This is a genomic window from Cupriavidus sp. FW306-1B-F12B, assembly GCF_058781795.1.
The window spans coordinates 493,550-511,486 of the sequence record NZ_JBYSXC010000001.1 but is presented as its reverse complement, the minus strand read 5'-3'; the positions used below and the strand labels follow the sequence as shown (position 1 = coordinate 511,486).

The following is a 17,937-nucleotide window of genomic DNA, read 5'->3' as shown; positions in this document are numbered from 1 at the left end:
GATGACAACCGAACCAAACCCCGTCTGTATCTACGCGCTCGCCGACGGCGCCCAGCACCCGCTGCTGATTGGCGACCTGATGCGCGAGGCCACCGAGCACCGCAATGTGTATGCCGGCCTCCCCGAGGAAGACGCGGGCGACGCCTCGCTGTTCCTGGCGCGCATTGCAGATGCAGGCGAACCGTGGCTTGCCAAGCTCGACGAACTGGACTTGCTCGCCCCCTGCATGACCCTGATCTGGAGCCGCGTCGGCATCGACGCGCTCGCCACGCACCTGCGGCAGTTCCTGATCGCCGACCTCGGCGACGGGCTGAACGCCATGGTGCGATATTTCGATCCGCGCAACCTGCGCACGGTCATGACGCTGTGGGGCGAAGAGACGACGCACAAGCTGATGGCACCCATTCTCCAGTGGAAGTACCGCGGGCATGAGACCGAGTGGAAGCGACTGGATGGGCCGCTGAACGGCAATCAGTTCGAGACGACACCAGTTGCCATTGCATTCGATGAGCAGCAGGTTGATGACTTCATGGCGCACTGCGAGCCGGATCAGATGCTGGCGGGCCTCGTTGAAGACGGCACCGTACCGGGCGATGGTCCCTACCTGCCGCGCTTCCTGGATTTCGTTGCGCGTTACAAGCACGTGGCTGCCTGGCGGCTCATCGAGCCCGCCGACCGCCTTGGGTACTGTCAATACTCGTACCGCTATGGCGCCGACTTTGATCAAGATCCAGAGGTGTACGGTGCGTTGGAACAACGGATGCACGAGGGCGGCAGCTTCAACACCTGCATGGCCCATGTTCCTGACTACGTGTGGAAGCGCGTGATTGCCAGGCAGGCCGATCAAGAAGCGGAGAAGAATGATGACAAAAAATAGCTTGAATCGGAAGCGCGCACATCGATGGCAAGCCGCACTGGTGTTGCTGGGCGCGCTTGGTGCCCTTTCTGCATGCTCGGGAGAGTCACGGTCTGACTTGTCGGCCGATGCCGCCGGCGGGGCCGCCAAGGAAGAAATCTATGGGGGCGGCGTGCGCGGGCTGAACTACTCGTCAGATGCCATTTATAGCTTCAGCGTCACCGGGCCACGTGGCATGAACGGTGGCGGTCCGAATATCAGTCCAGCGGGCAAGAACGGGGCATCCGGCGGAGGTGCGGAGATGTGCTGCATCGGCATCCCTCAGCCATGGAAGCCCGGCACGCAGCTACGCATCGAATGGGAGCGCGACCGCAAGCCCTTTGACTACAAGGACCGAAGTGGGCTGGCGGTGCTGACTGCAACGGTCACCGTGCCGGAATATGCGGCAAGAACATCAGGCTTTTGGGCGATTTTCCTGCCAGGGGACCGCGTGAAAGTCATGGTGGCAGACGGCAACGCCAATGGGCATAACGATCTCAACGTCAGACCTGCCGATGACGATCCTTTCATTGTCAAGGGAGTGCGTGACGAGGCCCTGACCCAGCAAGCACTGAAGAGATTTCAATAATGAGCGAGGGCGCACCTTCAACGCCTGCATAGCGGATGTCCCGGACTACGTGGGGAACCGCGTGTTCGTCACGCAGGCCGATCAACAAACGGAGAAGAACGATGAGAAAAAGTAGCTTGATGCGGAAGCGCGTTCCTTCATGGTTCGCCGCGCTGGTGTTGCTGGGCGCGCTTGGAGCCCTTTCGGCATGCTCGGGGGAATCGCGGACTGACTTGGCGGCAAAAACCGCCGTTGGAGTTGAGAAGGAGCACGTAAGTCCCGGCAGCGCTCGCGGTCTGAACTACTCGTCCGATGCAATCTATAGCTATTACGTCACGGGTCCACGTGGAATGAACGGTGGTGGCGGAAACATGGGGCCTGCATACAAAGAAGGACCTGCCGAGCCTGGCGAGATGTGTTGCGTCGGCATCCCTCAGCCATGGAAGCCCGGCACGCAGCTACGCATCGAATGGGAGCGCGACCGCAAGCCCTTTGACTACAAGGACAGAAGCGGGCTGGCGGTGCTGACTGCAACGGTCACCGTGCCGGAATATGCGGCAAGTACATCGGGTTTTTGGGCGATTTTCCTGCCAGGAGACCGCGTGAAAGTTATGGTGGCAGACGGCAACGCCAATGGGCATAACGATCTCAACGTCAGACCTGCCGACGACGATCCCTTCATTGTCAAGGGAGTGCGTGACGAGGCCCTGACCCAGCAAGCACTGAAGAGGTTCCAATGATGACCGCTTTCCGCCTGCCCATTGCCATGCCGGAAACGGATAAAGGTCGCCTTCCCGAGGGAAAGCGGGCCTACGAGAATGGCAAGACCACCGTGGACGATCCCCATGGCGACTGTGAACAGACGATTCACATCAACCTGTTCTTCGATGGCACCAACAACAATGACGATGTCAGAACTCCTGCCCGCTGGCGGGATTCTACCCACAAGACGCACACCAATGTTGCGCGGTTGTTCAGGGCTTGCCCTACCCGCCCGCAGCAGGGGATCTTCAGTTCTTACATTGCAGGAGTCGGCACGCTCTTTCCCGATCTGGGCGAACACACCTATAGCAGTAGTGGCAAGGCTTTTGCGAGCGGCTTTGCCAAACGCTGTGCCTGGGGTTACACGCGCGTGCTGAACGCCGCGCACGAAGCAATGACAGGTGTGCGCGGCGATGACCTGATCAAGGACGACGAAGCTAAGAGAATCTGTGAAAAACTCGACTGGAACCTCGGTTCCTCCTTGCTCACCACCAAGGAAAAGCACCTCGGCAGCCTGCACGAGTCGCTGGTTCGGCAATGCAAGCGCAACCGCCTCATCAGGAAAGCTTACATCAACGTGTTCGGCTTTTCGCGCGGCGCGGCGGGCGCCCGGGTGTTCGTCAGCAAGCTGATCAATTACTGGGCCAAGGCCGGGAAGCTGGCGGGCAAGATCGACTATGAAGTCAACTTCATGGGGCTCTTCGATACGGTCGCGTCGGTCGGCCCGCCCGAGTCGTTTCAATCCGCCGTGGATTTGGAATACTTCGACGGGCATTTCTGGGCGGCAGGGGGCGGCGCCCTGAACATTCCCGTCCAGGTGCGGCGGTGCGTGCATTTTTTCTCCATGCATGAACAACGCATGAGCTTCCCACTGGATTCCATCCGGAAGGGGAAGAGCTACCCGGCAGGCGACAGCAAGCTGCTGGAGGTGCCCTATCCAGGCGTCCACTCAGACGTGGGGGGCAGCTACGCGCCGGGCGATCAGGGCAAGTCGGTCAAGGGCGAGGGGCACCGGTTGGGCAAGATTCCGCTGCATGACATGTACATCGAGGCCCTGAAGGTCGGTGTGCCGCTGCGGCTGGTGGATGCCACGAACGACGAAGACCGGATGGGTGCGAACAACATGCAGGATTTCGCCATCGACCCCGCCGTTGCCAAGGCTTTCAACGACTGGCGGGCAGCACTGCCCGCCATCGACGGCGTGGAGAAGGCCCTGGAATTTGGCCTGCGGCAAAGCCTGCAATGGCGCACCTTGCGCGCACGCTGGCACACCGGCACCTACGTTACCAACCAAGGGTTCTACCACTATTGCGCGGAGCCGGCGAACAAGCGCGAGGACAGCAAGACTCCCCAGCAACTGCGCACGGACGTGGATAAGACAAGGAAGGCCGATCCGGTAATCCAGAAGCTGGAACAGGACAACATCCAGTTGAAGCTTCAGGTCCAGCAGCTCAGAGACCGCGCAATGTTTCCCCAGACGACTTCGCAGTCCATGGCGGATTTGACGAAGCGCCGAGCCCTGGAAGCCAGGGTTGCCGCGAACGATGCCGCCATCGCTGCGCGAGAGAATGCGCTGATGGCGGAGGCGGTTGGCAAGGACCCGGCCGACTGCCGCCCTGGGGAAGGTGCCGACGAATTTGTCACCAATGACCGCACCGACTTGCTGGAGGCGGCTGAGGAATTCCAGTTGCTATTGGGATACCTGCACCCCGAACTTCAGCCCAGCTTGAACGTGCGGAAGGAAATGATGGCCCGGCCGGTCTTTTCACCCATCGGGGCAGCGGAACGGGTCGCCAATGGTTTCAAGTACCTGGCGACCCCCCGCGCAGAGCGTCCACGCACGGATTCGAAGCTGCTCGTTATGGTCGACGACGATATCTTGACCAAAAGCGCTGCCGTTCGCGGTTATTGGCCCATCGATGACGTATTGGTGGAACCTGCGCCGGAGATGATCCTCTACCTGAGGGCCACGACCGCTGCCAAGGCCGTGGACGACTTTGCCTTGCGTGAGAAGGCAGCCATTGAGTTGTTCGATAACTACATCCACGACAGCCGCGCCTGGTTCCGTGTGCCGAATTTCCACGAATACGCACCAGGCGGCTACGGGTGGGCCAGGACATTCTTTGTCGGCGACAGCAAGGCAGTGCGGCACCTCGGCATGAGCGCAAAGGGCGTGTTGGACAAGGTGCAAGATACCGCTCTGGCCGTCGAGCGCGAAATCGATGCCACCAAGGACAGGGCGATGCGGGCATTGGGCGACGCAGCAGGGCGCGCAGCGGATGCCGCCCGGGATGCAGTCATCGATCAAGGCAGGAAGGCCATGGAAAGAGTCATCCCCTCGGGATTCCCGATGCCAAGACTGTGACGGGCGCATGATGGCAAATGCACCGCTCATGCCGCATCCGTCAATCCTTGAAGGAACGCCAACATGACAGCATGGCTAGACCAAGATGATCCCGCGCCGCAACGGACACGGCCGCCGAAACCAGGCTCCTCTGCCAGGCAGGCCGTAACCGGCCAGGAGGCCCAGGAGCCCGCCACGAAGCTTCTCCCTTCAGCCAAGACCATCGAGGCCCGCATCGCCGAGATCAAGGGCGCGCCCAGTCCCATGCTGAAGGCCGCCAGGCCGCTGCTGCGCGCACTGGCAGACATCCCGCCCAAGCTGGACAAGCGCGGTGAGGTGGAACGTCTGCGCACCCTGCTGGAGCAGGAATTGCGCACCTTCCAGGCGGTGTGCGACCGACTGAACATCGACCGCAAACACACCACCGCCGCGCACTACGCACTCTGCACCGCGCTGGATGAGGCCGTGAGCCATACCGAGTGGGGCGGCGGCAGTGCGGCTTCGCTGGGCGCATGGCCTGGCAGCGCCCTGGCCTCGACCTTCCACCAGGACCGCGAGGGCGGCACCAAGGTGTTCCTCATCCTGGGCCGGTTGGTGGAATCGGTGGCCGAGAACATCGGCACCATCGAGGTCTGCTACCACATCCTCTCGCTGGGGTTTCAGGGGCGGTATCGCGGCATGGCGGACGGTGACCAGCAACTGCACGCGATCCGGGGACGCTTGCTCGATGCGATCAGCAAGCACAACGGACCGCTGCCCAAGGAACTGTCTTCCCACTCGCAGCCCGCCCCGCCTGGCCGCTTCCATCACCTGAGCGGCATCCCGGTCTGGATGACCTGCGCAGCGGGCCTTCTGGCCGTCGCTGGCCTGGCCGGATACTACAAGTACCAGCTGATGCTCCAGGAGCGTGACGTAGTGCAACAGATCGGGGCCATTGGCAACCTGACTTCGCCCCCGGCACCGAAGGCGTTGCGCCTGGCCGAGCTGCTCAAGGACGAGATCGCGCGCGGCGTGGTAGCTGTCAGGGACGACAACCAACGCAGCACCGTAGTGTTCCGCGGCGACGACATGTTTGGCGCGGGCCGGGCCGAGGTCAACGCGAAGCTGACGCCGGCGCTGAACAAGGTGGCGGGCGAAATCAATAAGTTGCAGGGCAAGGTGCAGGTGATCGGCCACAGCGACAACCAGCCCATCAAGAGCGCCCGCTACCCGTCCAACCAGGCCCTGTCCGAGGAGCGTGCCGCCATGGTCAGCGAATACCTCGCCAGCCAGGGCGTCGCCAAGGGACGCCTCGAAGCCATCGGCAAAGGCGACACCGAGCCGTTGACGGACAACAAGACCCCCGCCGCCCGCGCGGCGAACCGGCGCGTGGAAGTGGTCGTCACACAGTAGGCGCGGGATCTGCACTTCCCCCTCCTCAGGCCAGCAGCACGTGCCCTGAGCCGGTATCGATCAGGCTGACGCGCGCCCCCTGCCGGATTGAAAGTCCCCACGTGCCCGGTCCGGGCACCTGCGCCACGGATCAGCACGTTGCCTGTCCAAGCGCACGCTGCTCTATGCCAGCGTCGGCACCGTGCAGAACAGCGCCACGACGAACTTGCCACGCGTCGTTGCTCGTCGTTGCCATAGCTACGGCTATGGCGCCTCCTCGCGCCTAGCCTGACGACCGACCGGGCGATTTCATTTTGGCAAGCTATCTACGGAACAGGACACTAGACCCGCGCCGCCTCGGTTGCCGCCGCCGCGCGTGTCCGGCTGACCATCAGCGCCAGCAACGCCGCGACCATGCAGGCCGCACCGGCCGCGTACAGCGCCGGCGTATAGGTCAGCAGCAGCGTACGGCTCAGCCCCGCGCCGAACGCCGCCACGGCCGCGCCGATCTGGTGGGCCGCGAAGATCCAGCCGAACACCATCGGCGCGCGTTCGCGCCCGAAGGCGGTGGCCGCCAGCTTGATCGTGGGCGGCACGGTGGCGATCCAGTCCAGGCCGTAGAACATCGCAAAGATCGACAGGCCGTACAGCGTGAAGGTTGAATGCGGCAGCCAGAACAGCGACAGGCCGCGCAGCGCGTAGTACCAGAACAGCAGCTTGCGGCTGTCATAGCGGTCCGACAGCCAGCCCGACAGGATGGTGCCGACAAAATCGAACGCACCCATCATCGCCAGCGCCGAGGCGGCCGGCACCGGGCCCATGCCGAAATCGCCGCACAGTGCAATGAAGTGGGTCTGGATCAGCCCGTTGGTGCTCAGGCCGCAGATGAAGAAGGTGCCGGCCAATAGCCAGAAGGTCTGGGTACGGGCGGCATCGCGCAGCACCAGGAAAGGCCCGCGCAGCGTGAACGGCATGACGGGTTGCGCGGCGGGCGGCGTGGCCGGATGGGCCGGATGGGCCGGGACCTCGCCGAACGCGGCCAGGCCGACATCGGCGGGGCGGTTGCGCATCAGCGCGAACACCAGCAGCGCCAGCGCCGCGCAGGCAGCCAGCACCGGCAGCACGGCCACGCGCCAGCCCATATGCTCGATCAGCCAGGCGGCCACCGGCAGGAAAGCCAACTGCCCCGTCGCCGCGCTGGCTGTCAGGATGCCGATCACCAGCCCGCGCCGCGCGCTGAACCAGCGGTTGGCGACCACGGCCGCCAGCACCAGCGCGGTCAGCCCGGAGCCAACGCCCAGCATCAGGCCCCAGGCGACAAAGAGCTGCCACAACTCGGTCGACACGGTGGCCAGCGCCATGCCGCCGGCAATCAGCGCCAGCGCGGCGCAGACCACGTTGCGCACCCCGAAGCGATCCATCAGCAGGGCGGAGAAAGGCGCCATCAGCCCGAACAATGCAAAGCGAAACGCCAGGATCGATGAGATCTGGTCGGTGTTCCAACCCATCTCCTTGGTCAGCGGCTTCAGGAAGGCGCCAGGCAGGCCAAGCGCGGCCGAGGTGGTGAGCATCACCAGGAAGGTCAGGGCGGCGACCAGCCACGCGTAGTGGATGCCGCGCCGGTCGAGCCGGCTGGAAAGGGCTTGCGCGAACATGGGGGTCTCGTTGTCAGGGTCCGGGAGGCGTTGGCAAAGGGCAAAGCGAAGCCATCCCCGCCGTGTCTGACGGCGGCGAGGGTGTTTCAGCCTTGGGGAAAACGGGGTCTAGGCGGTGCTGCCCAGCAGGCGGGTCCGCACCGCGTTCAGCATTTCGTCGGAGAGCGGATCGCCGTCGGTGGCACGCGCCAGCGTGAGGGCGCCGACCAGCAGCGCCATGCGCACCAGCGCTTCATCGTGGCGCGCTTGCGGGTCATCGGTTTCAACGGTCTGCGCCATGTCGTCCACCAACACGCGCAAGCCTTCCACGTAGGCCTGGCGCACGGGCTTGCCGGCGGGCTCGCGGGCCACGTCCACGGCCAGCGCCGCGGCGGCACAGCCCACGCCCGGGTTGGCGCAATGCGCGGCGGTCAGGTAGGGCTCAACCAGGTTGGCCAGCATGGCCTTGCGGTCGCCGCCGGCGCGGGCCAGGCGGCGTTCCCAGCGGGCGGTCGATTCTTCAAACGCGCGCTTGCAGGCCTGCGCGGCCAGCGCGTCCTTGGAGGCGAAGTGGCCATAGAAGCCGCCATGGGTCAGGCCCGCGTCGGCCATCAACTCGGCCACGCTGACGCCATTCAGGCCACGTTCGCGGAACAGGCGCGACGACGCCTGTTCGATCGCCTCGCGGTTCTTGTCGGTTTGTTCGCGTGATGCGCGTGCCATCTGAAGACCTCTTCGGGATTTCTGCCTTGACCGGAGTTTAGATGATGACCATACTTTATTCAATAGATGACAGTTATCATCTATGTGCAGTCTCCCTTTCGCCGCATTTGTGCAGATGTGCTGTCCAGGTGCCGGCTCCCAATCCTCACAGGAGTGATCAGTCATGCAGAACCTTTTCGACCTTGGCGGCCGCGTCGCCGTCATCACCGGCTCCACCCGTGGCATGGGCCTGGAAATGGCGCGCGCGCTTGGCGCGGCCGGCGCCGCCGTGGTGGTGTCCGGGCGCGATGCAGGCGCGGCGCGCGACGCCGCCAGTCAGCTGGAGGCCGAGGGCATCCGCGCCACCGGCATCGCCTGCGATATCGCCGATGTCGAAAGCGTGCGCGCCTTCGCGGAGCAGGCGCTGGCCGCGTATGGGCGCGTCGATGTACTGGTGCTCAATGCCGCCGCGAGCGGCCAGCCCGGATCGATGCTGAGCCAGGGACCCGAGGTGTTCGATGCGGCGATGGCGGGCAATGTGCGCGGCAACCTGGTGCTGGTGAACGCCCTGGCGCCGCAGATGATTGATCGCCATGACGGATCCATCATCTTCATGTCGAGCATTGCCGCCAGGCGTGGCTCTGCCTTCCTGGGGATGTACAGCGTGACCAAGGCCGCCATCGACCAGGCGGTACGCAGCCTGGCGCTTGAACTGGGGCCGTCCGGCATCAACGTCAACGCGATCAATCCCGGCCCGGTGCGCACCGAGTTCTCCCGCGACGCGCTGTGGGGCGATCCGGAGCGCGAGGCGCGGCTGGCTGCGGGCGTGCCGATGCGGCGCATCGGCGAGGCCAGCGATGTCGCGGGTCTTGCCGTCCTGCTGGCGGCACCGGCCGGGCGCTTTATCCACGGGCAGAGCATCGGCGTGGATGGCGGGCTGTCGGCGCAGTAACCGCGTGCCGTGGCGGGCGGCCAATGCTCAGTGTCATTGGCCGGGCGGGGGGGCGAAATGTGCATACATATGAACGCGCCTTCAGCACGTTGAAGGGTTTTCCCGTATCGTCTTGACCTGATGATCACCATGCCTTGTGTGCAGCCCTTGCACCACTAGTCCCGTCATGGCGGCAACCGGTAAAGACAGTGTCCAGCACAGCACCCCTCCAATCCGCTTCCACCGCGGACGCCGCCATGACTTCGCGCGAGCGCCGCGGCATGGCCGCCATCCTCATCGCCGTCGCCCTTGCCACCCTGGATACCGCGATCGCCAACACGGCGCTGCCGTCGATCGCGGCAGACCTGCGCGCCACGCCGGCCGCGTCGGTGTGGGTGATCAATGCCTACCAGCTGGCCATGGTGTCGACGCTGCTGCCGTTCGCGGCGCTGGGCGGCGTGGTGGGCCACCGGCGCATCTACCTTGGCGGCGTGGTGCTGTTCACGGCCGCCTCCGTGGTGTGCGCGCTGGCGTGGTCGCTGCCGACGCTGGCGGCGGCGCGGGTGCTGCAAGGCATCGGCGCGGCGGCCATCATGAGCGTCAACACGGCGCTGATCAGCGCGATCTTCCCCACGCACCGGCTCGGGCGTGGGCTGGGGCTCAATGCGCTGGTGGTGGGCGTGTCGTTCGCGGTGGGCCCCACCGTGGCCTCGGTGATCCTGTCGTTCGGCACGTGGCCGTGGCTGTTCGCCGTCAACCTGCCGATCGGCCTGCTGGCGCTGGCGATCGGGCGCGGCTCCTTGCCGCAGACGCCGCGCAGTGCGCATGGTTTCGACCGCGTCGCGGCGGGGCTCAGCGTGGTTGCCTTTGCCGCACTGGTCCTTGCGCTGGGCGAAGGCGCGCAGCGCGCGCCGCTGCACCTGTCACTGGCCGCGGCGGGCATCTTCGTGGTGACGTTCGGCCTGCTGCTGTGGCGCGAGCGTGGCCATCCGGCACCGATGCTGCCGGTGGACCTGTTCCGGCGGCCCATGTTCGCGTTGTCGACGCTGACCGCGGTGTGCTCCTTCGCCGCGCAGGGCCTGGCCTTCGTCTCGCTGCCGTTCTACTTCCAGCACGTGCTCGGGCGCGGGCAGGTCGAGACCGGTTTCCTGCTGACCCCGTGGTCCGTCGTGGTGGCGCTGATCGGGCCGCTTGCCGGGCGCCTGTCTGACCGCTACCCGCCGGCCGTGCTCGGCGGCGTGGGGCTGGCGGTGCTCAGCGCCGGCATGCTGTCGTTGGCCATGCTGCCGGCCGACCCTAGCGCGCTCGATATCTGCATCCGCATGTGCATCTGCGGCGCGGGTTTCGGCTTCTTCCAGTCGCCCAACCTCAAGGCGTTGATGACTAGCGCCCCGCGCGAGCGCAGCGGCGGCGCCAGCGGCGTGGTGGCCACGGCGCGACTGCTGGGGCAGGCCACCGGTGCGGCGCTGGTGGCGCTGTGCTTTGGCATTGCCGGGGACCACGGGCCGGGGTTGGCCCTGGCGCTGGGCGCGGGCTTCGCCGGGCTGGCCGCGATCGCGAGCTGGCTGCGGCTGGCAGCGCGCGATCCGCTGGCGGCGTAGCGGCGTGGCCGGGCCGGCAGCAATCCCGGCGCCGTCCTAAAATCGATACTTCCTGTCCGATCCCTGCATGGAGCAGCACGCATGAGCCTTCTGTTCGAACCGCTCGTCATCGGCGACCTCACCCTCGCCAACCGCATCATCATCGCCCCGATGTGCCAGTATTCCGCGCAGGACGGCAACGCCGGCGACTGGCACATGATCCACCTCGGTTCGCTGGCGCTGTCCGGCGCCGGCATGCTGATCGTGGAAGCCACGGCCGTCTCGCCCGAAGGGCGCATCACGCCGCAGGACCTGGGCCTGTATTCCGACGAAAACGAGGCGGCGCTTGGCCGCGTGGTCAAGGCGATGCGCGCGCATTCGCCGATCGCCATTGCGATCCAGCTGGGGCATGCCGGCCGCAAGGCGTCGAGCCAGGCGCCGTGGGATGGGGGGCAGCAGATCGCGCCGGATGCGCCTGGTGGCTGGCATGCGGTGGCGCCTTCCGCGGTACCGCATGGCGCGGAAGAAGTCGCGCCTGTCGCGCTGGACCGTGCCGGCGTGGACAAGGTGCGCGATGACTTTGTCACGGCGGCAAGGCGTGCGGCGCGGCTTGGGCTGGACGGAATCGAGATCCATGCTGCGCACGGCTACTTGCTGCACCAGTTCCTGTCGCCGCTGGCCAACCATCGTGACGACGAATACGGCGGCAGCCTGGAAAACCGCATGCGTTTCCCGATCGAGGTGTTCGACGCGGTGCGTGAGGTGTTCCCGGCTGAGCGTCCGGTGTGGATGCGTATTTCCGCAACCGACTGGGTGCCGGGCGGATGGGATATCGAAGGAACGGTGGCGTTGTCGAAGGCGCTGAAGGCGCGCGGCTGCGCGGCGATCCATGTGACCACCGGCGGCGTGTCGCCGCAGCAGGCGATCAAGCTCGGGCCCGGCTACCAGGTGCCGTACGCGCAGCGCGTAAAGGCCGAGGTTGGCCTGCCGACGATTGCGGTGGGCCTGATCACTGAGCCGGAGCAGGCCGAAGCCATCATCGCCAATCATGAGTCCGACGCGGTGTCGTTGGCCCGTGCCATGCTGTATGACCCGCGCTGGCCCTGGCATGCGGCCGCGCGGCTGGGCGCAAGCGTGCACGCGCCGAAGCAATACTGGCGGTCGCAGCCGCGCGAACTGAAGGACCTGTTTGCCGATGCGGCTTTCGGGCAGCGCTAGGCTGCCGGTCTACACAGGAGGAACCCGCCATGAAACCTCGGATTACGCTGATCACGCTGGGTGTCGATGACCTGCAGCGTGCGGTCCGCTTCTATCGCGACGGCCTGGGACTGCCCACCGCAGGCATTGTCGGCGAGCAGTTCGAGCACGGCGCCGTGGCCTTCTTCGACCTGCAGGCCGGATTGAAGCTGGCGGTCTGGCCGCGCACCAGTCTTGCGCATGACACCGGACTGCAGGTGACACCGCGCGCGCAGACGGATTTCTCGCTGGCGCATAACGTCGGCGACAAGGCGGAAGTGGATGCGGTGATGGCCCAGGCGCTGGCCGCGGGCGCCAGCGTGGTCAAGCCGGCGCAGGACACGTTCTGGGGCGGGTACGCCGGCTATTTCCAGGATCCCGACGGGCATCTGTGGGAAATCGCCTGGAATCCTGAGATGCTGCCCGCGGATTGAGGACCGGCGCGATGCGCGCCTTGCGCACGCCCGGTTCCTTCGATCAAGACCTTGCCTTGCGGCGCTGCATCATGACTGGTGCGGTGCCGCAAAGGGATTTCCATGATTGCCACGCTCCGTCGAAGTGGTGACTATCATTTCAACAGACAGCCATAGCATGCTGGCGACGGAGCGTCCCCACGCATTCCCGCAAGACCCCCGCATCACGCTCCGTCGGCAGCCCACCGAAGTAAAGCAATAAGAACAATGGCAAGGGAGACATCCATGCAAGTCTATGACAGCCTGCTGTATGTGACTGCGATGGTGCTGGTGTGTTTGTATGTGTATCTGGGCGTGCTGTCCCGCAGCACGGCGATCCGGCTGGGTTCCCCGGCGATCGTTGCGGGGCTGGTGCTCGCCTATTCGCTGTCCCCGCTGCACTCGGGCGGCTGACGCCCGCCGGTCCCCGGCTGAGCGGGGGTTCTGCTAACTCTACCGCGGCCGCCGCCTGACGGTCGGGGTTGCCTTCGCCCTGCGTGATCGAGTCGCGCGGCAGCATATCGATCGCCGCCTGCAATTCCTGCGATAGCACCGGCTTGTGCAGCCCAACAAAAAAAAGCCGGCGCCGCAAGGCGACACCGGCTTGAATCGTTGTCCGGACGCAGCAGTCCGGCCTGACGACTTGCAGCGGAGTTACAGACGGTTGACCGAGATACTGAAGAACCGGCGAGCCGTATTCACGCCGATCGCCACATTCAGGCCCGTGTTGCCAATCGACATGCTGATGGCCTCACTACCGCCGCTGTTGTTGGGAGTCGGGGCGCGGTAGCGCAGCCCGTCGAGCGGGGTATTCACCTTCCAGGTGTCCACCCGTCCGTCGTCGCGCTCGCGCGTGTACGTGTTTGCCTGGGTATCCACCGCGGTGAACTTGACTGTGGAGGCTGTCGTCGTGCTGATGCCATCGGGCGTGGCGGAGTTGCTGTCCACCGGAAGAATGCTCGTGTCCCAGAACGCATTGGTCGCGCCCACGGCAGGCAGCGCACGGGCGATCCGCCTGGTGGCCATCATGAATCCGTCACCGTGGGTGAAGACGATGACCAGTTGCCCATCGGTGCCCTTGAACGCGTAGGCCCGCTCAGCACCACCGTCCTGGTCGGTGACGTTCAGGCCGCCATCGGGGTTGAGCGTGATGGTGGGAAATTCATCCGGCAGCCATGCCGAGCACGAATCCAGGCCCGAGCAATCTGCGCCGGCGGTCACCTTGCCCGCGGCATCCAGGCTGAAGTTCACGCGCGACGCCGCGTACGGCGACGGGCCATCGCGCTCATAGCCAAGACCATTCCAGTCGCCGGCCAGGTCGGCCAGGGTCAGTGCCTGGGAAGGAATCAGCAGGGCGGGCAGGCGGTTGACCGTGCCAGCCGGAGGCAGCACCACGCTCAGGCCCGACTTGGAGACCAGCACGGTGTCGGTGCCTGCGGTGAAGCGGCAGGCTTCCGATGCGTCGGCGGTGAAGGTGGTCACGTCGGTGCCCAGCTTGAACTGCAACGTGGCGGCGTCCATTTCGCCGGTTTCACCAATCGGCGTGCCCAGTTCTACGACGTGGTACTTGCCGGTCTTCAACCCGGCGCAGGTGGCCGCTGCCGGTTGGAGTGCGGTCTGGACTGCCGCTGCGCCGGCATTGGACGCGACTGCCGAAGAGAGTTCGGCCAGCGTGGTCTTGGACGCTTCCAGGCGATCGCCCAGCTGGTCCAGCAGCTTGTCCTGTGCATTGCCGGCGTTGGCGCCGTTGGCTGCCACCAGCGGATCCTTGACCGGGTCGATGCCGGAAAGGTCGACCACGCCCGTCAGCACCAGGCGCACGGCGCCGATGGCACTGGTTACGTTATAGGAGGTGAGCCTGGCTTGCGCGTTCGCATCGAACTGCTCGAAGAAGGCATCGGTATTGCCCTGTGCCAGCGAAGCGGTGACCAGTTCGGTCAGCGGCGTGATGTTGGCCGTCGCGGTGGTGCCGGTGCCGGCTTCGACCACGGAATGCAGCGTGGTGCCGTCAGGCGCCGTGACGCTGAGCACGCAGGGGCGCGTCGCGCCTTCGATGCTGATGGTGAAGCTGCCGTCCGCCGCGGTGGTGGCGGTGCCGCTGCCCGATGCGCACTTGGCTTGCACGGCGGCATTGCCCAGTGCGGCGCCAACTGCGGCGGTGCCGCTGATCTTGGTCGCGGCAGGTGCCGCCGTGGTGGTGGTCGGCGCGGTCGAACCGCCATCGCCGCCTCCGCATGCAGACAGGACCGCCGTCGCCAGACCCGTCAAGAACAGTTGTTTTGTTTTCATCCCGTTTTCGCCCTGTATGGTTTTTGTTCTGGTGGAGTCCTGCGGTGGTCGATATCCAGCTCATGCAGGCCCCGCCCACGGGGTGGTTGACCCGCCCCGCGAGGCGAGTCTGCGTGATAGGGGGGATGGGGCCAACCCGAGTTCAGGCGATTGACAAAGTGTCGGGAGTGTGTGGCAGAGGCTGCTGCGGCAATGCTGCGGGATGGCTGTCACGTGCCTGGCTGCCGTGGCTGCATTGGTCTCGCTGGAAAAAGAAAAGCCGGTGCCGCAAGGCGGCACCGGCTTGGTTCGTGTCCGGGCACGGGGTGCCCGGATTCACCGTTGGCGGCGAGGTTACGGGCGGCCGACCGAGATATCGTAGAACGATCCGTTCACGGCGATGCCGAGGGTCAGGCCGGTATTGCCCGGGATCAGCGAAATCATTGCCGATGCATTGCTGGTTGCGGCGCGATGGCGCAGGCCAATGGCCGGGCTGTTCACCTTCCAGACGTCCAGACGGTTGTCTTCCAGGCGCTTGCGGGTGTAGCTGCCGCTCTGGGCGTCGACCGCCTCGATCGTGGTCGACCACACCGTCGGGCCGTTCAATACGGGGGCCATGCCGGAGTACAGGACCGAATCCCAGTACGAGCCGCCCGAGCCCACCACTGGCAGCGTGCGTGCGATCTGCTTGGCGGCGATCATGAAGCCGTCGTCGTGCGTGATGATGACGGTCACCTGGCCATCGGTGCCCTTGAAGGCATAGGCAAACTGGGCGCCGAAGCTGTCGGTGATCTTGAAGCTGCCGTCGGCGTTGGTGCTGACCGTCGGCAGTTCATTCGGCAGCCAGGCTTCACAGGTGTCGAAGCCAGAGCAGTCCGCCCCCTTGGCCACCTTGCCTGCCGTATCGATGCTGAAAGTCACGCGACGCGGTGCATACGGCGTCGTGTTGTTGTCACGCTCCATGCCGAGGCCGTTCCAGTCGCCGGTCAGGTCGGTCAGCGCAATGGACTGGGCCGGCACCAGCAGGGTGGGCAGGTCCGACAGGGTGCCTGCCGGCGGCAGCACTACGCCCAGGCCCGACTTGGAGACCAGCGCCGTGTTGGTTGTGCTGTTCTCGCCCGGCACCGTGAAGCGGCAGGCTTCCGCCGTGACGGCGGTGAATGGGACCGCCTCGGCGCCGATCTGGAGCTTCAGCGCGGCAGCATCGATCTCTCCGGCTTCAGCGGCCGCGGTGCCCAGCCCGATCACATGGTACTTGCCGGTCTTCAACCCGGCGCAGGTTGCCGCTGCCGGTTGCAATGCGGTCTGGACTGCCGCTGCGCCGGCATTGGACGCGACTGCTGAAGAGAGTTCGGCCAGCGTGGTCTTGGACGCTTCCAGGCGATCGCCCAGCTGGTCCAGCAGCTTGTCCTGCGCATTGCCCGCGTTGGCACCGTTGGCTGCCACCAGCGGGTCCTTGACCGGGTCGATGCCGGAAAGGTCGACCACGCCCGTCAGCACCAGGCGCACCGCGCCGATGGCACTGGTTACGTTGTCGGACTTGAGCCTGGCTTGCGCGTTCGCATCAAACTGCTCGAAGAAGGCGTTGGTGTTGCCCTGTGCCAGCGAAGCGGTGACCAGCTCGGTCAGCGGCGAAGGGCGCAAATGTCGCCAACCTTCGTTGCGGTGGTTGACAAATTCCGCGCCGTGTGACGCGCAGGCCGCTGCGTCAGGCAGCCGTCGGCACAAGTCCGGGCCAGGTGGCAGTTGGCACTGTGGTGCGGCTGCCTGCCCGGCAATCTTCCACCAGGCGCGCCGCATCGATGCCGAACCAGTTCTGCCAGCTGCGCGCCAGCGCGCTGCCGGAACGCAGGCCGGCATGCGCCGCCACCACGTCCAGCGAAGGCACCGGGCCGGCGGCGGCCAGCGCGTGCAGGGCATGGGCGGCGCGTTGCTCGCGCAGCAGCGGGTGCAGGGCCTCGCCTTCGGCGAAGAGCCGGGCGCGCACCTGGCGGGCCGGCACCTGCCATTGCGCGGCCAGGCGCTCGACATTCCAGTCGGTATCGGGGCGGGAAAAGACCAGGCCGGCAAAGCGGCGCGACCAGGGCCTGTCGCCGGGCTTGCCGGCCAGGCGCGGGCATTCACTGTCCGGGACGGCAGTCAGGACGATGGCGCAAGGGTGCTGCCACGTGCCGGGCAAGTCGCAGTCGAAGTGGGCAAAGGCGTGAACCACGAACGGGTCGCCGGGCCGCACCTCGCGCCGCGCATTGGCATCGCGCAGGCTGGCCGTGCCGTGCAGGGCTTGTACCTGCACGGCAAAGGGGAAGCGCAGGCGGGCAAAGCGGACGTGGTGACGGCTGACAAGCGGCATGCGGAAGACAACCCGGAAGCTGAGCGGGGGGGCGGCCGGTAACTGTCGCAGGATTCCACCGGCGGCGCAAGGCCGCGGGCATCGTCCGCTTGATCGTTCACGGGGCCCGGTGGCGGCGGCGTTACAGCTCGGATAGCCCGAAGTGGCGCAGCCGGGGCAGGTCGGTCACGCGGATGCTCTGGTAGGACAGGTGGACCATGCCGGCATCGGCCAGCCGGCGCAGCGCCTGGTTGACGCGTTGGCGCGACAGCCCGGTCAGCAGGCCGATCTCTTCCTGCGACAGTTCCAGCACGGGGCTGGTGCGCGGATACAGGTCCGGGTGGAACAGCTGCGCGATGGCCTGCGCCACGCGCGCATCGGCGCCCAGCAGGCGGTCGTTCTGCACGGTGGCGATGAATTGGCCCATGCGCTCGTTGAGCTGGCGCACGACAAAGCTGGCGAACGGCAGGCTCTGCGCCAGCAGCGTGTTGAACACCGGCCCCGGCACCAGCAGCACCTGCGAGTCACGGATCGCGATCACGTCGTAGCGGCGGTCTTCGCGCTTGATCACGCTGCCTTCGCCGCACCAGCCGCCGGCGGGCACGCCGGAGAAGGTGCAGCCGCGCCCGTCGGGGGTGTACACCGCCAGCTTGATCAGGCCGCTGTCCACCCCGATCCAGTGGCGCGAGGGCTCGCCGCGCCGGGCGATGAAGGCGCCCGCGGCAAAGGACTGGAGCAGCGTTTCGCGCGCGGCCAGCGCCTGGTGTTCCGGCGCCAGTGCGCCGAACCAGGCATGGCCGGCAAGGACTGCGGCAGGGGCGGAAATCGGGTCTGCAGGTTCGCTCATGGCATGGACGTGCGGCTC

Annotated in this window: 16 protein-coding genes and 1 pseudogene; 10 read left to right on the top strand and 7 right to left on the bottom strand. The window is 65.9% G+C overall.

What is annotated here, in order from left to right; genetic code table 11:
* The first annotated feature begins 1 nt into the window (after position 1).
* From AC3WLE_RS02295 to tssL, 5 genes are all read left to right on the top strand, one after another.
* Positions 2 to 877, top strand: coding sequence for a DUF4123 domain-containing protein (locus AC3WLE_RS02295; RefSeq protein WP_492356251.1), 876 nt, complete (start codon positions 2 to 4; stop codon positions 875 to 877).
* Complete coding sequence (locus AC3WLE_RS02290) at positions 861 to 1,484, top strand: DUF3304 domain-containing protein (protein ID WP_492356252.1); 624 nt, start codon at positions 861 to 863, stop codon at positions 1,482 to 1,484. The genes AC3WLE_RS02295 and AC3WLE_RS02290 overlap by 17 nt, the downstream gene beginning before the upstream one ends.
* A 101-nt stretch (positions 1,485 to 1,585) precedes the next feature.
* A complete protein-coding gene (locus tag AC3WLE_RS02285) occupies positions 1,586 to 2,203 on the top strand; it encodes a DUF3304 domain-containing protein (RefSeq protein ID WP_492356253.1) in 618 nt (205 codons plus the stop codon).
* Positions 2,200 to 4,590, top strand: a complete 2,391-nt coding sequence (locus tag AC3WLE_RS02280; protein WP_492356254.1) for a T6SS phospholipase effector Tle1-like catalytic domain-containing protein — start codon at positions 2,200 to 2,202, stop codon at positions 4,588 to 4,590. Before AC3WLE_RS02285 ends, AC3WLE_RS02280 begins: the two co-directional genes overlap by 4 nt.
* A gap of 243 nt (positions 4,591 to 4,833) precedes the next feature.
* Complete coding sequence (tssL, locus tag AC3WLE_RS02275; protein WP_492356255.1) at positions 4,834 to 5,961, top strand: type VI secretion system protein TssL, long form; 1,128 nt, start codon at positions 4,834 to 4,836, stop codon at positions 5,959 to 5,961.
* 28 nt (positions 5,962 to 5,989) lie between these two features.
* Here the strand turns inward: tssL and AC3WLE_RS02270 are convergent.
* From AC3WLE_RS02270 to AC3WLE_RS02260, 3 genes and pseudogenes are all read right to left on the bottom strand, one after another.
* A pseudogene (locus tag AC3WLE_RS02270) lies at positions 5,990 to 6,088 on the bottom strand (IclR family transcriptional regulator); the annotation flags it as partial.
* A 193-nt stretch (positions 6,089 to 6,281) separates the two neighbouring features.
* A complete protein-coding gene (locus AC3WLE_RS02265; protein ID WP_492318526.1) occupies positions 6,282 to 7,595 on the bottom strand; it encodes an MFS transporter in 1,314 nt (437 codons plus the stop codon).
* Positions 7,596 to 7,703: 108 nt separating this feature from the next.
* Positions 7,704 to 8,297 (bottom strand): TetR/AcrR family transcriptional regulator, encoded by a 594-nt coding sequence (locus AC3WLE_RS02260; protein ID WP_492352092.1) that lies wholly within the window; start codon positions 8,295 to 8,297, stop codon positions 7,704 to 7,706.
* A gap of 163 nt (positions 8,298 to 8,460) precedes the next feature.
* Here AC3WLE_RS02260 and AC3WLE_RS02255 point away from each other — a divergent pair, with 163 nt between their 5' ends.
* From AC3WLE_RS02255 to AC3WLE_RS02235, 5 genes are all read left to right on the top strand, one after another.
* Complete coding sequence (locus tag AC3WLE_RS02255) at positions 8,461 to 9,228, top strand: SDR family NAD(P)-dependent oxidoreductase (protein ID WP_492318524.1); 768 nt, start codon at positions 8,461 to 8,463, stop codon at positions 9,226 to 9,228.
* Positions 9,229 to 9,464: 236 nt separating this feature from the next.
* Complete coding sequence (locus AC3WLE_RS02250; protein WP_492318523.1) at positions 9,465 to 10,808, top strand: MFS transporter; 1,344 nt, start codon at positions 9,465 to 9,467, stop codon at positions 10,806 to 10,808.
* An 81-nt stretch (positions 10,809 to 10,889) separates the two neighbouring features.
* Positions 10,890 to 12,005 (top strand): NADH:flavin oxidoreductase/NADH oxidase, encoded by a 1,116-nt coding sequence (locus tag AC3WLE_RS02245; protein ID WP_492356256.1) that lies wholly within the window; start codon positions 10,890 to 10,892, stop codon positions 12,003 to 12,005.
* A gap of 29 nt (positions 12,006 to 12,034) precedes the next feature.
* The gene (locus AC3WLE_RS02240; protein WP_492352089.1) at positions 12,035 to 12,457 is read left to right on the top strand and encodes a VOC family protein; all 423 of its coding nucleotides are present in this window, start codon (positions 12,035 to 12,037) and stop codon (positions 12,455 to 12,457) included.
* A 264-nt stretch (positions 12,458 to 12,721) separates the two neighbouring features.
* Positions 12,722 to 12,889: a hypothetical protein gene (locus AC3WLE_RS02235; RefSeq protein ID WP_010812488.1), complete on the top strand. Its 168-nt coding sequence runs from the start codon at positions 12,722 to 12,724 to the stop codon at positions 12,887 to 12,889.
* Between the two features lie 240 nt (positions 12,890 to 13,129).
* Here the strand turns inward: AC3WLE_RS02235 and AC3WLE_RS02230 are convergent, their stop codons facing one another.
* The 4 genes from AC3WLE_RS02230 to AC3WLE_RS02215 form a co-directional block, all read right to left on the bottom strand.
* On the bottom strand, positions 13,130 to 14,764 hold the full coding sequence (locus AC3WLE_RS02230) for a hypothetical protein (protein ID WP_492356257.1): 1,635 nt from the start codon (positions 14,762 to 14,764) through the stop codon (positions 13,130 to 13,132).
* Positions 14,765 to 15,097: 333 nt separating this feature from the next.
* Entirely contained in the window at positions 15,098 to 16,387 is a 1,290-nt protein-coding gene (locus AC3WLE_RS02225) for a hypothetical protein (RefSeq protein WP_492356258.1), read from the bottom strand.
* A gap of 64 nt (positions 16,388 to 16,451) precedes the next feature.
* A complete protein-coding gene (locus tag AC3WLE_RS02220) occupies positions 16,452 to 17,093 on the bottom strand; it encodes an AraC family transcriptional regulator (protein WP_492318518.1) in 642 nt (213 codons plus the stop codon).
* A 121-nt stretch (positions 17,094 to 17,214) separates the two neighbouring features.
* Positions 17,215 to 17,919: a Crp/Fnr family transcriptional regulator gene (locus AC3WLE_RS02215; protein WP_492318517.1), complete on the bottom strand. Its 705-nt coding sequence runs from the start codon at positions 17,917 to 17,919 to the stop codon at positions 17,215 to 17,217.
* Positions 17,920 to 17,937 lie beyond the last annotated feature (18 nt).